Below are 16,938 nucleotides of genomic sequence, written 5' to 3'. Positions count from 1 at the left end.
ATGTCCTCTTATTTGAAACTTGACAATGTTGCCGTCAGCTATCCAATCTTTGACGTTAAATCACGTTCTCTTAAAGCAAACTTTGTGAGATTAACTACTGGAGGCGTCATATCATCAAACTCCAGACAAGTCACGGTTGATGCATTAAAAAACATCAATTTGAAATTAGAACATGGTGATAGATTAGCCTTGATCGGCCATAATGGTGCAGGAAAATCGACTCTACTTAAAACAATGGCAGGAATTTACGAGCCTACACAGGGTGAAATAGAAAGCAAAGGGAGCATTGCAAGCTTACTCGATATTAATTTGGGGGTTAATCCCGAATCGTCCGGCCGTGAAAATATTTATTCTCGTGGTATGCTTTTAGGTATGTCCAAACGCCAAATAAATGAAACAATAGATGAGATTATTGATTTCACAGATTTGGCAGATTTTATTGATCTCCCAGTAAGAACTTATTCATCGGGTATGTCAGTACGTCTTGCATTTGCTATATCGACTGCTGTGAAACCTGATATCTTATTATTAGACGAAGTCATCGGAGCGGGTGATGCTAATTTCATGGATAAAGCACGTAAACGCATCTTGAATTTGATTGAATCCGTCGGTATTTTAGTGTTCTCTTCGCACTCTGAAGCTGATGTTAAATCATTCTGTACAAAAGGGGTTGTCTTAGATGCTGGAAAAATTGTTTTTAACGGTTCAGTTGATGATGCTTACGATTTTTATGCACACTCACGCGTAACAAGTTAACTAAGATAAACAAAACCTGATGATACATCGCAATTTTGATGAAGCAGATGCTGCTGTAATAATGTCAGTATATTATAAAGATAAACCTTTTCAGCTTTATTGCAGCCTCTGGAGCTTAGTAAATCAAACCGCTGACGGATTTGTTGTTCTGATTTTTATAGACGGTAACATTTCAAATGCATTGAAAGTAGTTGTAAATTTCTTTTTAGAAAATTTTAGTTTCATCAGAGTTATTAATTCTGATATTAACAGAGGGCTGGCAACTTCTCTCAATGAATCAATTGATCACTTACTATACAACCATCCTAATATAGAATTTTTCTTTAGGATGGACGCTGATGACATTAGCGCATTAAAAAGAATTGACTTACAAAGATCTTTTCTTATTAAGAATGAGAATATTGATGTTTTAGGTGGGAGTTGCAAAGAATTCGGTATTTTTTATAAAACCATAATAAAATCTGGTTCCGATTTTAAAATAAAGCATAATATTATAAAGCTTACTCCCTTTATTCACCCTACAGTTGTTTTTAGAAAAAGAGTTTTTGTTAAAGGTAAACGCTATCCGGTTAAGACACATCTTTCGGAAGATTTAGCATTTTGGCTTGACCTTGCTCTTTCAGGTTACATATTTCACAATATACCTGACATTGTCTTATTCTACAGACTCAACAACGCTACACTGCACCGCAGAACGGGGATAAAGAAGGCATATTCGGAAATGCTGTGCCGGATTAATTATATAAGGCACAGCCAAAATAACTTATTGCGAAATGTCACATATAGTTTTGCGCATTTCGCAATCAGGATAATGCCAATCGCTTTATCTAAAATTATTTACAAAATACTACGCTAGGAAATCATTTTTTTTAACCATTCTTTAAGCTCCAATGGCATTTTTTTAATTAAAACTTGTACAATATTATTATTTAATAAAGCCATGAGGTAAATAAATTTATTTTTACTTATCCCTTTAGGTTTGTAAAAATTGTGTATTGTAATGTTAGAATGCATTTTCTTTAGTAACTCTATCGACTCATATGTTGAGTAGCATTGCGTGTTAAAGTAACTTCTTGCGCTCTCAAATTTAGATACACGAAGACCGATATCATCCGGGTGTGCAATAATAAAATGCTCTGGAAAAACACTCTCGAATTCTGCAATAATTTTTTCAGAACAGTCATTATGATATTTTATGGGGAATTTTTTTTCTTTCTTATAGATATAGTGCAAGGCTAACCATTGCTCAACAGCATATTTTGACCTAAAAGCCTTTTCATTTTTATTACTTCCTACACTATGAAAATGATTTTCATACCAAATGGAGTACGAGAATGGATATTCTGGAGCGGAATAGTAATCTAAAATATCTTGTTTATATCCGAACTGAAACATATCACCAATATGAAAAGGCATCCTTTCGCTAAACCTTGGGTTTATTGAAAACACACTCGAAGTTATAATTCTTTTATTCTCAACTCCAGAGAGTTGAGGGATTTCATTTATTAAAGACCAAAGTGTTAGTACGTTGTTATTGACAATAATTTGATCAGTGCGTAATTTCATTACTAATGAGTTGGATGCAGCTTTGACTCCAGAATAAGAGCAAGCAATTTGCTTATTAATATTATTATTAACAATAGGTGAAATTAATGTTTGAGGAAATTTTAATGATGGTAACTCACCCTCATTTTTGCATAAAATAACCTTGTTAAAGTAGTTAGTTTTATTGCAAGATTCTGCAAATGAGGTATCGTTTGTGGATAAAATGATTTCTGGATTGTCAAAACAATCTCTCAGCATGCTGACTGTATATTTAATATCAAACTCGCTATATTGCGTACCAGCAATCACTACACTTATTTTTGATGTTTCATTCATACGTTTTGCCTATAAACTTTAGTTTTGAAACGCCCTATTAACATGCATAACCACGTATATAATTCGCTTATCTTACACTTATTGAATTTAGTTGTCATATAAATACTATCACGCTTGCACAGGAGATAATTGAAAAGGCACTGCATCTAGCTATTTCACACGTCTTTTGAAAGTTAGATATAAAATAAATAAGTTTAAAGAAAATTTTTATGATGGAAGAATTTAAACACCCTATTATTAAGTTACAGAACCGTATTAGACAAGGTACTTAAAAACTTAAGCCCCGAGAAAAGATTATATATAACTTTATAGACAGGAAATAAAATGGATAAAGAGCAAAAGGTTGCAGTATTATTATATGGCTTCTTACGGACTGCTGAAATAACTGCAGGATCATTACTAAACAATATAGTAATCCCTAATAATGCTGACATTTTCTATTTCGGTCCTGACTCATCTGACAGCCCCTTAAAAATACATCAAGGTATCTTGGATAAATCTGGTTTCCTTAAAATTAATCCTAAAAATGATGCTCATGAGGTTGCTGGAGGAGTTGCAACAAGATTAGAAAAAAATTACGGTCGTCACTTAACTTCTTATAAACTTCACGACAGGAATTTTGATCATTTCAATAATGAGGCATCATTCATTGATAAAAACCAATGGCTTTTTAGTTTAAATCCTGCAAGATTTTTTAGTATGTTCTACAATATTCACGGAGTCTTCAAGCTCATGAAAGAGTTTGAATCTCAGAACGATTTTAAATATGATAAAGTCATAATTACTCGCCCTGATCTATCATTTTACTCTAAATTTAATCTTAAAAATATTCGAGAAGGTTTTGTATATATCCCTTCAGGAGTAGACTTTTGCCAGCATACTGGGAACAGAAATCATGGATTGGCGAAAGTTCTTGCATACAGAAATCGCTCTACTGGAAAAATGATTCCTACAAACGTAGGTTTCAATGATCAGTTACTAGTATTTTCCAGAAACTCATCAGAACTTATTGAATCTTTTTTGCCGAACTTAAAAGATTATATAACTCAGAAAGTTCCGTTGACACCAGAAACACTTCTATATTTTCATTTAGTTGCATGTGGAGGGCTTAAGGTTAAATACACTGATGACTGGCCTTACGAAATTGTAAGATCTGATGCAGGAACTATTACTACAGTAACTGACCTAATGATTCTCGATATTATAGATCGTTATCATCCTATAGTTCAGGCTCGTATCAAGAAAAGACCAATAAAGTATCTTTTAAAGTTCGGACGTATGAGGATGAGAGCCTTAAAAAACAAATACTTTAACTAAATTACACATATGTTATCAGCAATGTAAAAACCCTCTTTTACTTATTTATTTTAACCAACTTTATTTACTCTTAATAATTTGTAATGTAAGTTTATAAATAAAAAGTAAAAAGGATTTATTAAATATAATATTTTAAATAAAATAAATAATATAAGCATTTAAATCTAATCTAAATTTCCCGAAAAATCAAAAATTCAAATTTAAAACCTAAAAAAAACCCGCAAGTATGCGGGTTTTTTGGGTATTTAATTAAACCCTTCCGGATTCTTCGACTGCCAGTTCCACGTATCACGCATCATCGCATCGATACCACGCGAAACCCGCCAGTCCAGTTCCTGGTTGGCCAGTGACGCATCGGCCCAGAATGCCGGAAGATCACCGTCACGACGCGGCTTGATTTCAAACGGAATGGGCTTGCCTGAGGCTTGCTCAAACGCCTTGATCATTTCCAGCACCGAGAAGCCTTTCCCACCACCCAGATTATAGGCTTTATAGCCTTCAATTTTATCGAGGTGGTCCAGCGCTTTCAGGTGGCCTTCAGCAAGGTCAACGACATGGATGTAGTCACGCAGACAGGTGCCGTCTGGCGTATCGTAGTCACCACCAAACACGCCGAGTTTATCCAGACGACCGATGGCAACCTGTGCAATGTAAGGCAGCAGGTTGTTAGGGATACCGGTTGGGTCTTCGCCAATCTCGCCCGACTCATGCGCACCGACCGGGTTAAAGTAACGCAGTGCAATGGTTTTGAACTTCGGCTCAGCTTTGGCGAAATCCCGAATGATAAATTCGACCATGAGCTTAGAGGTGCCATATGGGCTGGTTGTGCCGCCAATCGGTGTGGTTTCCACGTAAGGCACCGGGGCATTGGCACCATAAACAGTAGCGGAAGAACTAAAAATGAAGTTCCATACGCCCGCGTTGCGCATCTCTTCAAGCAGTACGACCGTACCGGATACGTTATTTTCGTAGTATTCCAGAGGCATACGCGTGGATTCACCCACCGCTTTAAGTGCGGCGAAGTGAATCACGGCAGAAATGCTGTGGGAGGCAAACAGGTCACGCAGGCAGGCGCGGTCAAGAACGTCGCCTTCGATAAACGTTGCTTTCTTGCCGGCGAGTTTCTCAACCCGATTGATGGCCTCACGCGAGGCATTGCACAGATTATCCAGTACCACCACATCATCACCGCGCTCAAGCAGTGCCAGCACTGTGTGGGAGCCGATATAACCTGCCCCGCCCGTTACCAAAATAGCCATCTCTTCTCCCTTTCTGCCGCGTTAGCCGCGGCGAATGATAGTTGATTACTTCGCCAGAATTTTCTCGATCGCTTCGCGGAAGTCGCGGCCCTGAGCGTTATTGCGCAGACCGTAGGAGACAAATGCCTGCATGTAACCCATTTTACGTCCGCAGTCGAAACTGTGACCCGTCATGAGTGAGACATCGACCGTTTTCTTCTTACTCAGGCTGGCGATAGCATCCGTTAACTGAATACGGCCCCATGCGCCCGGTTCGGTACGCTCCAGCTCAGCCCAGATATCGGCTGAAAGCACGTAGCGTCCCACCGCTGCCAGGTCTGAGTTTAACTCGGCCGGATGCTCAGGTTTCTCAACGAAGTCAGTAATCGTGCTGACATCACCTGGGTTTTCCAGCGGCTGCTCAGTCGTGATCACTGAGTATTCAGACAGATCGTAGTCGGTGAGGTGTTTTGCCAGCACCTGGCTGTGACCAGTCTCTTCAAAACGCGCAACCATCGCCGCCAGATTATATCGTAAATGGTCAGCGGTGGAATCGTCCAACAGCACGTCAGGCAGGACAACCACAAAAGGATTGTCGCCGATCATTGGACGCGCGCAGAGAATAGAATGCCCCAGGCCCAGTGGCTGCGCCTGACGCACGTTCATGATGGTCACGCCCGGCGGGCAGATTGACTGGACTTCACTCAGCAGCTGGCGTTTAACGCGTGCTTCCAGCAGGGCTTCGAGTTCATAGGTGGTATCGAAGTGGTTTTCTACCGCATTCTTGGACGCATGGGTGACCAGCACAATCTCTTTGATCCCTGCTGCAACACACTCATCAATGATGTATTGAATCATTGGCTTGTCCACGACAGGCAGCATCTCTTTCGGAATGGCTTTAGTCGCCGGAAGCATATGCATACCGAGACCCGCAACCGGGATTACTGCTTTAAGCTTGGTCATAGTTATTCCATCTAATGAAGTGAAGACATGCGTCAATTATGCCGGATGGACCGGAAAAGGAAGTATAATCTTTATCTGAAAAGCCGACACTAACTCGCTGTGAAATCTTACAAATTCGGGATTTTACCTAGAGTAAACATCCCCATAAACTGAGTTAACACAAACAGTAAAGACCGGCCACATGAGCGGCAGAGAAATTGACGTCGCCGTTTTTGGTGCCAGCCATAAAAAGAAACGGGCGACCTAAGTCGCCCGTTGTTATTGGCATCACAGCCACTGTTCAAACCATTCTGGCATCACGAAAAGGTCAAAGTGATTTACCAGCAGCATCAGCCCCACAAACAGGACCGATACAGATACCCACTGTCGGGCATAAGGGATGAAGCGAATACCAATAACCGGCTTGATAAAGAACGGATGCGCCAGCGCTGAAATCAGCACCTGTGAGATCGACAACGTCAGCGCGACGTAAAGCACGTTTGGCCAGATAAAGGTGGTCGCAAGCACAGCCATGACGACCAGGCTGGCCACGATGTTCCAGTAGAACTCCACGTTGGTTCGGCCATTTGCCTGTGAAATGGCGCCAGTTAGTCCACCCATCGGACGCAGCATGCCAAACAGCAGCATCAGCGGGATAAGATGATAAACCTGCTCGTGAGACGCACCATACAGAATGCGTACGATGACAGGAGACAAGATACCGATAGCAAGGTACATGGCACTGCTGAAGAGCATAATCACCAGCGTGCCTTTCAGGAACAGCTTCTTCAACTGCTCGGGATCCTGCTGTTTTTCCGCGAAGCGCGGTAGCGCCAGACGGTTAATCACCGGCGAAACCAACTTCAGGGGCTGCAGTACCAGCTCTTTCGCCAGAGAATAGACGCCGAGCATTTCTGCCCCCATCACTTTACCTACCACCAGCGCATCGGCCTGAGTACGAAGCTGGTTAATGGTCTGCGAACCCAGTTGATAGATACCGTAACGAATCGCACTAAAGAAAGTCTGTTTATCGAACTCCCATGTGGGACGCCATGACTTCTCACCCAGCGCGATCATGCACAGGATGCGGGTAAAGGCGTTAATAAACAGCCCCAGAATCGCGGCGGCCACCGTCAGCGAGGTAAACTCCAGCATCGCCACTACGCACAGGAAGGCAAACAGTTTGGTGCCCATTTCGATCTTCGCCAGCGACACCATGCGTTTGGTTTTAATGTAGTGGGCCTGATATTGCGAAAGATGCCCCAGCACCAGAAAGTTCAGGCTGGTCAGCATAATCAACCCTACCAGTTCCGGCAGATGATAGAACCAGGCAACAGGCCAGGCAATCAGCAGCATGACAACGCCGGTACATAAGCTGAGCGAGACGTTGACCCAATAGATGGTGCTCTGTTCGCGTCGGGTAATATTCTGGCGATGGACCAGATAACTGCTCATGCCCATGTCCTGCAGCACGCCCGCCACCGCTAAAATAGCGTTGATGATCGCCAACAGCCCCAGCTCATGGGTTTCGAGTTTACGGGCGAGAATACTCAGTTGAGCAACCTGTAATACCGCAGAGAAACAGGTACTGCCAAACAACCAAATCGCCTGTGACTTTATTCCACTCAAACCATTTGCTCCAGAATCTGTGCCAGCTCGCGATACGCGATGTGCTGATTAAACTCGGTTTCAACTTTATGTCTGGCTGCGGCAACAACCGGTGCCACGTCCACCGCGCCTTCTGACAATTTCAGCAGCGTCTCGGCCAGCGCCTCGGCGTCATCTTCCTTCACTAACCAGCCAGAAACGTTATTTTCGATCAGTTCCGGAATGCCGCTGTGGAAGGTGGATACCACTGGCAGCCCTACCGCCATCGCCTCCATCAGCGCAACCGGAATGCCTTCCATATCGCCATCTGCGGCCGTTTTAGAGGGCAGCAGAAAGATATCGGCTTCGTTGAGGGCCTGACGGATCTCTTCCTGAGGTTTGAAACCCGGCATCGTCACGCAGTCGTCCATCTCTTCGCGCGCAATAAAGTCACGCATCATCTGATCCTGATCGCCATTGCCGATGATGGTGTACTGGAACTGGCCACCGCGCTGTTTCAGAATGGCGCTGGCTTTCACCGCCACATCCAGTCCTTTCTTTTCGGTCAAACGGGCAACGGAAACAATGCGCAACGGTGTATGGAAGGCATCACGCGGCTGGAAATTGAATTTTTCAGGTTCAATTCCCATGCGGGTAACGTGAATTTTTTCAGGCGGGCAGCCCATTTCAATCAGCTTGTTCTGCCAAAGATGGCTGATGGGCAACATCAGCTCACTCTGCTGAAACAGATTACGGTAATCCTGCTTATGCTCGTCGAGGATGTGACGACGAGAGATATCCGCCCCGTGAAACACCGTTGCCTGTTTGCCCTTCAGGATACCCAGTTCACGCAGTTTATTCGCCAGCGCCCCGGCATAGCCGAAATGCACCAGGAAAACATCCGCGACATAGGTCTGACGCGCATTGGCAACGATCGCCGGCAGCAGCAGCTTACTGGACTGTGCGCCATAGCGGCGCACGTTAAGGGAACGGAGTAACGACACTTTGGTGATTTTGGGCAGAACCAGTTTCAGCCGCTGTCCCAGCTTGTCCGTCAGGGAAATTTTTTCTTCGGGTAACAGGTAATGCGTCTTTGCCGCCAGACCATATTCGTCAAATGCGCCGTGGCGGTTGACCAGGTCTCCCGGAAATACCGAGATAATCTCAACGTCGTAACCGGCATCAATAAAATGAGTGACCTGGTTGAGAACAAAAGTTTCAGAGGCAACCGGGAAACGCATCGTGAAAAAAGTCAGTTTCATCACATCATCCTATTACGTTTAGAATCTCTTCAGTGATTCTGTTACCTACTTCCCTTTCATGCGCCACGGCGGTTTCGACGTTTTGCTTGATCGTGTCGTAGTCGGCCAGGATAGCCTGAACTTTATCAATCAGCGAACCGTCCATCAGGCTCTGAACATCGGTAGCCATTTGCGGCAGACCTAGCTGATTCATGACGCCCATGGATTTGTGTTCATAGTTGATGGCGACCGCTGGCGTACCAAAGTTCATTGAGATGATGGCAGAGTGCAGACGGGTTCCGATGGTCAGGTGACACTCGCTGAGGAGGACACCTAATTCGAGGTCATTAAATTCATCCATTACAACGTGGTAGTGCTCTGGCTGCTCAACGCGATCGCGCAAAGTGAGCGCCACCATACGGTCATCTTTGGCGTAGCTGTCGATGCCCGTACAGGTAGATAAGGCGACGACCTGATAACCGCTGGCGATCATGGCGTTGATCACGCGACCAAAGGCGGCTTCGTATTCCTGCTGCGTGACGCCCAGACGCTTATCAAACGGCGCCAGTTCACGGACCGTAATCGCGATGGTTTTGCGGATGCGAATCACGCTCTGCCAGTGCTGCAGACTGTGGCTGGGGTTTTCAACGTGACGGGCACGTACCAGGAAGGCCGTATCCACACCGGGCATCACCTTTGAGCTGGTCACGCCATCGCGCTTCATCAGGTCAAGGCTAACGGACTCACGCAAGATAAGGCGGTCAACCCGGTCAAACACGAAGTTGGCCAGTTGATTAGTGCGGGCGTTCTGGAAAGGTCCAACGGAGTGGCCAATCAGGTAAAGCGGCTTCTTAGCCAGTAGCGCGCAGAGCGCATGGTCAAACTGGGTCACGCCATACAGATCGACAAAGAATGAACCGCCCACCTGAATGACCGCATCGTACTGCGCCAGACTTTCCGTGAAGGCTTTGAGGTGTGGCGGCACGGAGAAGGATTTGTAGGGTCCACCCTTGCCCAGATGCGCCATCATGATATTCGGCATCAGTCGGTTAGCGACTTTGCGTTTAACAGAGCCAATCAGGCCCTTACCCGAGGAGTTATTGTGCAGGAATAGCTTATCCTGCTGAATATGTTGCTGAAGCAGATAACCGGAGCTGGTTGGATAACGGCTTATCACATCAATATCCACATCGTTGCGCGCGGCCTGAATTGAATCAATCAGTCCACGCAGAATCGCGCCATCCCCACGATTCCCACAGGTATGGTTACCCACCAATAAAATCTTCATAAAAACTCCGAATAATTTTTTCTAATTCTACCAACCGCCCAGTTCCGAAACGGGCAAAATGAATAGGGAGAAAAACAGCAAATAAAAATCCTGCACCAACATCCCAGATGCTGTTGGTGTTGGCTGCCGTATCAGGGCAGCCCTCTCTGACTACGATTTAATCGCAAAATACGGTAAGGCGACCTGCTTACCGTTAATAACGACAGACACGAATCCTTCAGGTTTGCTGGTATCCACCTTGTCATCAGACAACGCGCGGGAGGCCAGCAATAAATCCCCCTGCTCATTCGCGCCCACGCCCGCTTTACCGTTATGCAGGCTAAAGCGCTGCGGCGCGGCATGGCTGCCGCTGTCCGGCGCAGCCTTCGCCATTTTGGCATCGACCCGCGCACAGCGGCCGGTGACAAAGCGATCTTTAGCCGTGCTCTTGATCATCACCGCTGCCGAAGGCGTCCAGCCTGCCAGCCTGATGAAAACCTGCGTGTCGGTATCGGTTTTAGCGACGTAGCGCACATCCACTACCGGGCTGCTGCCTTCCGCCGACCAACTGGCTTCAGCATGGTCTTTCTTGCGTTGAACGTGAATAACCGCCCGGCCACCGGTGTTTTTCCCACTGATGAGGTTCATCAGCGGCTCACCGTCCGTGCCGTTATTGAACTGCGACTGTCCAAAAATTTCGATTTCCCACGAGTCGCCAACGGTGGGGGAATAAAGATTGCCCAGTTCAAACCACACGGCCTGATTGGTGTTGTTTTCCAACAGCCAGCGTGAGGTCAGATAGTTGTATTTCAGGCTGCCATCGATCGCGACGCCGTAGGACTCAACGCGGGTCGATCCCATTTCCCAGGCGCTTAGCCAACGATCGCCCTGCTCTGAGTTGTCAATCCAGCTGCCGGATTGCAGGTTGGTCTGACGCGTATTCAGGCGAGAGTGCCAGGCAATCAGCGGGTTCTTGCAGTCCTCAAGGCTTAAGGCATCGATAATCCATTGACCGTTTGAGATATCGCCGGGATTATCACAGTGCTCAATCCAGCCGTTGTGAATCAGCGACTGGCTGCAGCGCGGCAGGTTGAGAACTTTGCCGCCTTTACAGTGCTGGGCGTTAAAGTTTGACAGCTCAATCGCGGTACTGTGGTCCCAGTTCCCCTTTTTCTGACCAGACCAGCCGGCCTGAATCACGTCGCCCGTACAGGCTGAGGCGTACCACTGATCAATCTTACAATCCAGCGTATCCAGCAGGCTGAGCGCGGTGCCGCCAACCTGGTTGAAGCGCAGGCAGGCCCCACGGAAAAACTGTCCGCCCGGGCAGGTATTACGGAACAATCCCTGCTTATTGGGATGCGTATCCGTATTGCCATTAAAAATCAGGTTAGAGATTTCCACCCAGCGGGCGCTGACCTCGAAAACAAACGGCGATTTGCCGTCGGAGACGATGCTGGTCGCCGGGAAATACCCAAAGTTGACCATCGCACCGGAGATGCGGAAGAAACGGCGCTGCTCCTCACCGAAGTTACAGGCGGAAACGAAGAACGTGCCCGCAGGGAACTGTACGCAGATAGGCTGATCGCTCTGCTGCGACCACTGGTACATCGCTTTAATCGCGGGCGCACTGTCGGTTTTACCGTCGGCGATAGCGCCAAAGTCAAACAGCGAAAGTCGGTTATAGTCATCGACTACGCGACGCCAGTGAAAACCGTCGCCGCTGAAAATCACCCCCTGATCGTCCTGCGCCGACTGGAAACTGCCGACGAATTCGCCGCCCCCCACTTCCAGGCCGGGGTGCCAGCTTTTGAGCTTGATCTTCGCGCCTTCAAACAGCGGGCGCGTCTTGCGCAGATCGTCCACCGAGGGGATCTCACCGATTAGCTGATAACCCGCAGGCTGTGCCAGACGCTGACTAAAGGCAGCCTGGCCCGGCTGGCTGACATCCGGGATGTTAAAGACCATCTGCCCGTTGCTGTCTTCCAGCGCCATAGAGTGAGACGGATTCGCGATCAGCGCCGCATTATCCTTTACAAACTGGTCAAAATTTCCCTTATTCAGGGTAATCGGCTGGGTGATTTGTGCCAGCTTGCCGCTGGCATCGCGCAGGAACACGGGGATCTGGTTACCCGCCTGGCTGGCATCGCTTCCCGACTTACCGATCCACAGTTTTCCCTGGAAGTTTTGCCAGAACTGCGGCGGCATCGCGTAGACATTTTCAGGCGTCAGAATCGGAACATCGCCTTTGGGTACCGCGCTTGCATCAACCGACTTGAGCGCCAGGCCAGTGTTTTTGGCCGCGTAGCTGGAAAAGGTGCTCACGGAGAGCGCGCCGACAAGGGCGGAGGCTGCGGTTTGCAAGACTTCTCTTCTTTTCATGCAATTAATCCCGTCGTCATGAAGGCCGTAAACTCAGCCATAAAAGGTGTCCCATGAGGCACATCAAAAGTGAGCGTCTTCAGCCCTTACACCAACGCCAGCCAGCTTTGTTTAATCTGTTTACCGTCAAACTTCAGCGCGGTTTGCTGGGTTTTTTCGCTCATGGCATAGAACAGTGCATCGTCGCTGGCCAGTTGTTCCATCCGCGCCAGAAATTCGCTTTTCTTGTTCATCGGCACCAGGAAACCGTCTTCGCCGTGATTAATAATCTCCTGTGGACCTGTCGGACAGTCATAGGCCACCACCGGCAGTGACCAGGATTTGGCTTCCAGCAGCACCAGCGGCAAACCTTCGTAACGGGAGGTCATCAGCGCCATATCGCTGTCGCGGTAGTAATCGTTGATATTGCTGACCTTACCGACGAACTTCACGCTGGAGGTAATGCCCAGCACGGCTGCCTGATCCTGTAATTGCTGGCGCAGTTCACCGTCGCCGGCAATCACCAGCGTCCAGTCAGGATGTGCTCTGGAAAAGTCACGCCAGATATCCAGTAACAGGTCGAACCCTTTCTGATTGTCCAGACGTCCCACCGCCAGCGCCTGACGATGGCGCGTGGTACGGTGCCAGGATTTGTACACCACCGGATTAGGAATGGCCTGACTGGGGATGTGCCAGCGTTGAAAGACCTGATGATCTTTATCCGTCAGGACAATGACGCGGTCGTAGAAGCGCAGTAGCAGGAACTTGAGAAACTTAATGGGTTTACTGAAGGAGTTGATGGCAACGTGCTCACAGGCATAGGCCTTGAAGCGCTTCTTTTTCAGCGTCATCAGGTTCCAGAAAGCAAACATCACGCTCAGACGGCCCATGCTGATTAAAAACACGGTGTCGAAGCCTTCCTGCTGAATACGCGCCACGGCACGTTTGATGGGGTTACTTTCACCTTCGAAGCTGACGATCTGCTTGACCTTGTCGAAAGGGTAAAAGGGTTCGCCGTGCCCCTCCAGTGAGTAGATGGTGACCTCATGCGCATCACCAAGACATTCCGACATAAAGTTACAGATATTTTCGGTGCCCGCATACGAGTAAGCGTCTTTGATCACCAGGACGATTTTTTTCATGAAACGTTATCCACCTCAAATTTATACACAATCCTGCCGATCGGCTTAACGGTGTTTCAGGCTAAACAGCACACCATTCACCATATACCAGGCGTAATAGTAATAGATTTTTAACGGATTGTTTTTATAGATAATTCTTAATAGTTCGAGGTGCCATTTGGCGGCTTTGTTTTTATTACGCGACAGGGAATTTCCTAACTCGTAATAATTCACCAGAATACTCTGAATTACGCGGGCCTGTTTGTAGCGATTAAAGAGTTCGTAGAGGAAAAGGAAGTCTTCGTGACCTTTTCGCTCAAATAAAATCCCGCCTGGCGGACGGCGGAAACAGACGGATGAGAAGCACACCCGATACTGCTTTTTGACATAGCTGTCCTGCTTAAGGTAAGGCTTTGTATAGCGAATATCGTGGTCAGCTTTGCGGGTTTTGTAATGGTATTCCGTGATGACCAGATTGTCCCCATCGGCGATAGCCTGCATCTGCTGGCGAAGCTTATCACTGTGCCATTCGTCATCGCTGTCAAGAAAAGCGATCACCTCTTCTTGCGAAGCACGTAATCCCACATTGCGGGTTTCGGCCGCGCCCATATTGACCGCATTGTCGAGAATCGTAATACGCGGGTCCTGGCACTGCTCGCGCACCCACGCGAGTGAATCATCGGTGGATTTATCGTTGATCAGATACAGGTGCCAGTCCTGATAGGTTTGATTGATGACGGACTGTACAGCGCGCAATACCGTCTCGCGGGCATTATACATAGGCATGACAATGCCGACGGTACCAGAGTGATTATTCATTTTCATACCTGAATAAATAAAATAGACGGGGCCACCAGATAACCTTCCGGTAGCGTTAAAACGTCACGACATTCAATAGAATCAGGAGAGTGCCTTTTCGCCACCCAACCGCGCTTTCAGTTTGTCTTTCACGCGGTTCAGGAAGTAGGTGCGATTATCTTTATTGGTGAGCAGGAAGTAGCGCGCGAAGCTGACGCTCGCCATCAGCGAGTTACCGTCCATTTTGTAGCGCAGGGGCAGCTTGAATGCTTTGTAGGTGTGAATATCTCGTGGGGTAAGGTGCGGTTTCATCGTATCCAGCCAGAACAGGGAGTACTTGACCGATTCACCTTTGTGTTTGGAGCCAAACTTCGTCACCAGGTGGTAGTTGGCCAGCGGGGCGGCGATCATTTCAAACCGGTAACCCATGCGGTCGGCACGGATGCAGAAGTCATAGTCCTGATGGCGGATAAAACGCGCATCGAACTGAATTTTAGCGGCATCTTCACGCTTCAGCACGATGGTGCTGGTTTGAATAAAGCCATAACAGCCAAACAGATACTCTGCGACAGTTTCGTTTTTTGCCGGAGGCTGCATCGGCATAACCTTCAGGAACGCACCGTCCTGATAGATATTTACCTGGCTGAAGATAATGGTATTGTGCTGACCCTGCGCCTCTAGCTCCGCAATCTTTTCACTGACCTGCAGAAGCTTGTCGGCATGCCACTCGTCATCGGCATCCAGAAAACTGACATAGTCGCCCGTTGCCAGCTCAATGCCTTTGTTACGCGCGCCGGCACCGTTGAGTTTAACCTCAGACAAGACAAGATTGATGTCCAGGTCCTGATAGCGCTCACTGCGCACCACTTCCGCCAGCGCGGCGGCATCGGCAGATTTGTCATCCACGATGATGACTTCGAAATGGCGATACGTTTGTGCTTTAACGCAATCCAGCGTCGTGACAATCGATTCTGACGCGTTATAAGCCGGAATTACGATGGAGAAACGAATGTCCTTCATTGCCAGCACCTCATTAAAGTATTCAAAAATAAACAATTCAATCGACAAACGCCGAAGAAAAACCTGTGTTGTTACAGGCGACCGCCCCGCGAAGTGAAGCCGTTCACTGGGGGCGCGCCGCCGGGTCCGTTACCGAATCAGCCAGAACTCCTGGGCCACTTCGTACCCTACAACCGCCTGCTTGGTTGAGATGGTGTTGTAGTAGAGGTAATAGAGCAGGAAGAAAAACAGCATGCCAAACAGCGCCGGCTTCCAGACGCGTCTGGCCTGATAGATAAGCGAGGTCAGAATGATGGGTTCAACCTGTTGCAAATAGTTGGAAAGACGCGAACCTGACGGGAAGTTATACAGGAAGATGCGGATCGCCCCGCCGATAGCAAAACTTAAAATCAGCAAGTAGTTCAGACGATACTGGGCATAGTTTTCGCGCTTCAGTTCTTCAGTCAGCATGAAATAGAAGAAAATAAACACCAGCATGATGTTCTTCAGGTTCGAGACTGACAGGATGCTGCCATCCATTGCATAGGAGGGATCGTTGTTATAGCCCGATGCCCTTTCCCCCAGCGATCCGAGGTGTCCGGCAATCAGGGCGATGAAGCTTGAACCCCCGACGACCGAGAGCGGCAGGCTGACAACGATGATCACCACCGGCCACCAGCGCCAGTCACGAATAAACAGGAAAGGCACCAGCGTTATCACCATAACGGCGGTGTTGTGACTCATGAACGACAGGATAAAAAAGGTAAAGGCCCACCAGTAACGCTTCAGGTAGATCGTCCACAGCACGCCGAGGAACAGGGCGGAGCTTAAGCCAAAACGTATCTGATTGATGTCTTTGTTAATAAAGATGTGCGCCGAATACAGCGCCAGCGCCAGTACCGGATAAGGCGACATCTTTCTGAAAAAGAAGGCGTTAATGGATACCGCAATCGCACAGAAGACGAACAGAAACACGCTGGCGTTATGCGAAAACAGACTCGTTATCCACGCCATCGCAAAAATCAGCGGTTCGTAGCGGAAAAACGCGACGGTATTGAAAAAACCGTTGATCTGAATGCGCCGTACAAAGTCCTCAAAGAAACTGCGGTACTGGAAGTCATCCATGCCGGTGCCGAGGCCACGAATCCCCCCGAATACGATCAGAATAATAGCCGCAAAGCACAGCAGCCAGGTCAAAATATAATTTGTGCGTTCGTCTTTTTTCACCAGGATTTCGAACAGCGAAATCAGCAGCAAAAACCCTGATATATACCAATATGGAGCCATGGTGTGATTCCTTAAATCCACAAGTTCTCATGCCAACAGTGGCCAGTGCTGATTACCTTCCGGGTTGATCTCTCAGCAGGTCTGCGCCGACATCGCGACAGACAAAAGCGTGTTGATGATGAATTCTGATGATTGACGTTAGA

Annotated in this window: 14 protein-coding genes; 3 read left to right on the top strand and 11 right to left on the bottom strand. The window is 47.5% G+C overall.

The genetic code is table 11. The features are described from left to right. Together AAIE03_RS04720 and AAIE03_RS04715 are read left to right on the top strand one after the other, a co-directional pair. Positions 1-756, top strand: a complete 756-nt coding sequence (locus tag AAIE03_RS04720; protein WP_014594071.1) for an ABC transporter ATP-binding protein — start codon at positions 1-3, stop codon at positions 754-756. A gap of 19 nt (positions 757-775) precedes the next feature. Further along, positions 776-1,612: a glycosyltransferase gene (locus AAIE03_RS04715; RefSeq protein ID WP_014594072.1), complete on the top strand. Its 837-nt coding sequence runs from the start codon at positions 776-778 to the stop codon at positions 1,610-1,612. On the opposite strand, the gene AAIE03_RS04710 is transcribed toward AAIE03_RS04715, so the two are convergent. Beyond that, the gene (locus AAIE03_RS04710) at positions 1,609-2,637 is read right to left on the bottom strand and encodes a WavE lipopolysaccharide synthesis family protein (RefSeq protein WP_014594073.1); all 1,029 of its coding nucleotides are present in this window, start codon (positions 2,635-2,637) and stop codon (positions 1,609-1,611) included. The two genes, AAIE03_RS04715 and AAIE03_RS04710, sit on opposite strands and share 4 nt — an antisense overlap. Positions 2,638-2,961: 324 nt before the next feature. On the opposite strand from AAIE03_RS04710, the gene AAIE03_RS04705 reads away from it, so the two are divergent. Then, entirely contained in the window at positions 2,962-3,954 is a 993-nt protein-coding gene (locus AAIE03_RS04705) for a hypothetical protein (RefSeq protein WP_014594074.1), read from the top strand. Positions 3,955-4,199: 245 nt separating this feature from the next. On the opposite strand, the gene galE is transcribed toward AAIE03_RS04705, so the two are convergent. From galE to AAIE03_RS04655, 10 genes are all read right to left on the bottom strand, one after another. Continuing rightward, positions 4,200-5,213, bottom strand: a complete 1,014-nt coding sequence (galE, locus tag AAIE03_RS04700; RefSeq protein WP_014594075.1) for a UDP-glucose 4-epimerase GalE — start codon at positions 5,211-5,213, stop codon at positions 4,200-4,202. A 45-nt stretch (positions 5,214-5,258) separates the two neighbouring features. After that, complete coding sequence (gene galF, locus AAIE03_RS04695; protein ID WP_014594076.1) at positions 5,259-6,155, bottom strand: UTP--glucose-1-phosphate uridylyltransferase GalF; 897 nt, start codon at positions 6,153-6,155, stop codon at positions 5,259-5,261. A gap of 267 nt (positions 6,156-6,422) precedes the next feature. Further along, positions 6,423-7,763, bottom strand: coding sequence for a lipopolysaccharide biosynthesis protein (locus AAIE03_RS04690; protein ID WP_013026374.1), 1,341 nt, complete (start codon positions 7,761-7,763; stop codon positions 6,423-6,425). Continuing rightward, entirely contained in the window at positions 7,760-8,983 is a 1,224-nt protein-coding gene (locus AAIE03_RS04685; protein WP_014594078.1) for a glycosyltransferase, read from the bottom strand. Before AAIE03_RS04685 ends, AAIE03_RS04690 begins: the two co-directional genes overlap by 4 nt. A gap of 4 nt (positions 8,984-8,987) precedes the next feature. Further along, on the bottom strand, positions 8,988-10,250 hold the full coding sequence (gene wcaK / locus AAIE03_RS04680) for a colanic acid biosynthesis pyruvyl transferase WcaK (RefSeq protein WP_200286869.1): 1,263 nt from the start codon (positions 10,248-10,250) through the stop codon (positions 8,988-8,990). A 150-nt stretch (positions 10,251-10,400) separates the two neighbouring features. After that, entirely contained in the window at positions 10,401-12,611 is a 2,211-nt protein-coding gene (locus AAIE03_RS04675) for a phage tailspike protein (protein ID WP_210487116.1), read from the bottom strand. A gap of 86 nt (positions 12,612-12,697) precedes the next feature. Beyond that, positions 12,698-13,732 carry a glycosyltransferase family 4 protein gene (locus tag AAIE03_RS04670; RefSeq protein WP_014605451.1) on the bottom strand — a complete coding sequence of 345 codons (1,035 nt, stop codon included), beginning with the start codon at positions 13,730-13,732 and terminating at the stop codon, positions 12,698-12,700. Between the two features lie 45 nt (positions 13,733-13,777). Further along, positions 13,778-14,530, bottom strand: coding sequence for a glycosyltransferase family 2 protein (locus AAIE03_RS04665; RefSeq protein ID WP_014605450.1), 753 nt, complete (start codon positions 14,528-14,530; stop codon positions 13,778-13,780). Between the two features lie 81 nt (positions 14,531-14,611). After that, positions 14,612-15,529 carry a glycosyltransferase family 2 protein gene (locus AAIE03_RS04660; protein WP_210456155.1) on the bottom strand — a complete coding sequence of 306 codons (918 nt, stop codon included), beginning with the start codon at positions 15,527-15,529 and terminating at the stop codon, positions 14,612-14,614. Between the two features lie 129 nt (positions 15,530-15,658). Beyond that, complete coding sequence (locus AAIE03_RS04655; RefSeq protein WP_014594082.1) at positions 15,659-16,795, bottom strand: EpsG family protein; 1,137 nt, start codon at positions 16,793-16,795, stop codon at positions 15,659-15,661. Positions 16,796-16,938: the final 143 nt, after the last annotated feature.

It is taken from the genome of Pantoea sp. Ae19-2, assembly GCF_059801205.1.
This window is presented reverse-complemented; position numbering and strand designations above follow the sequence as displayed.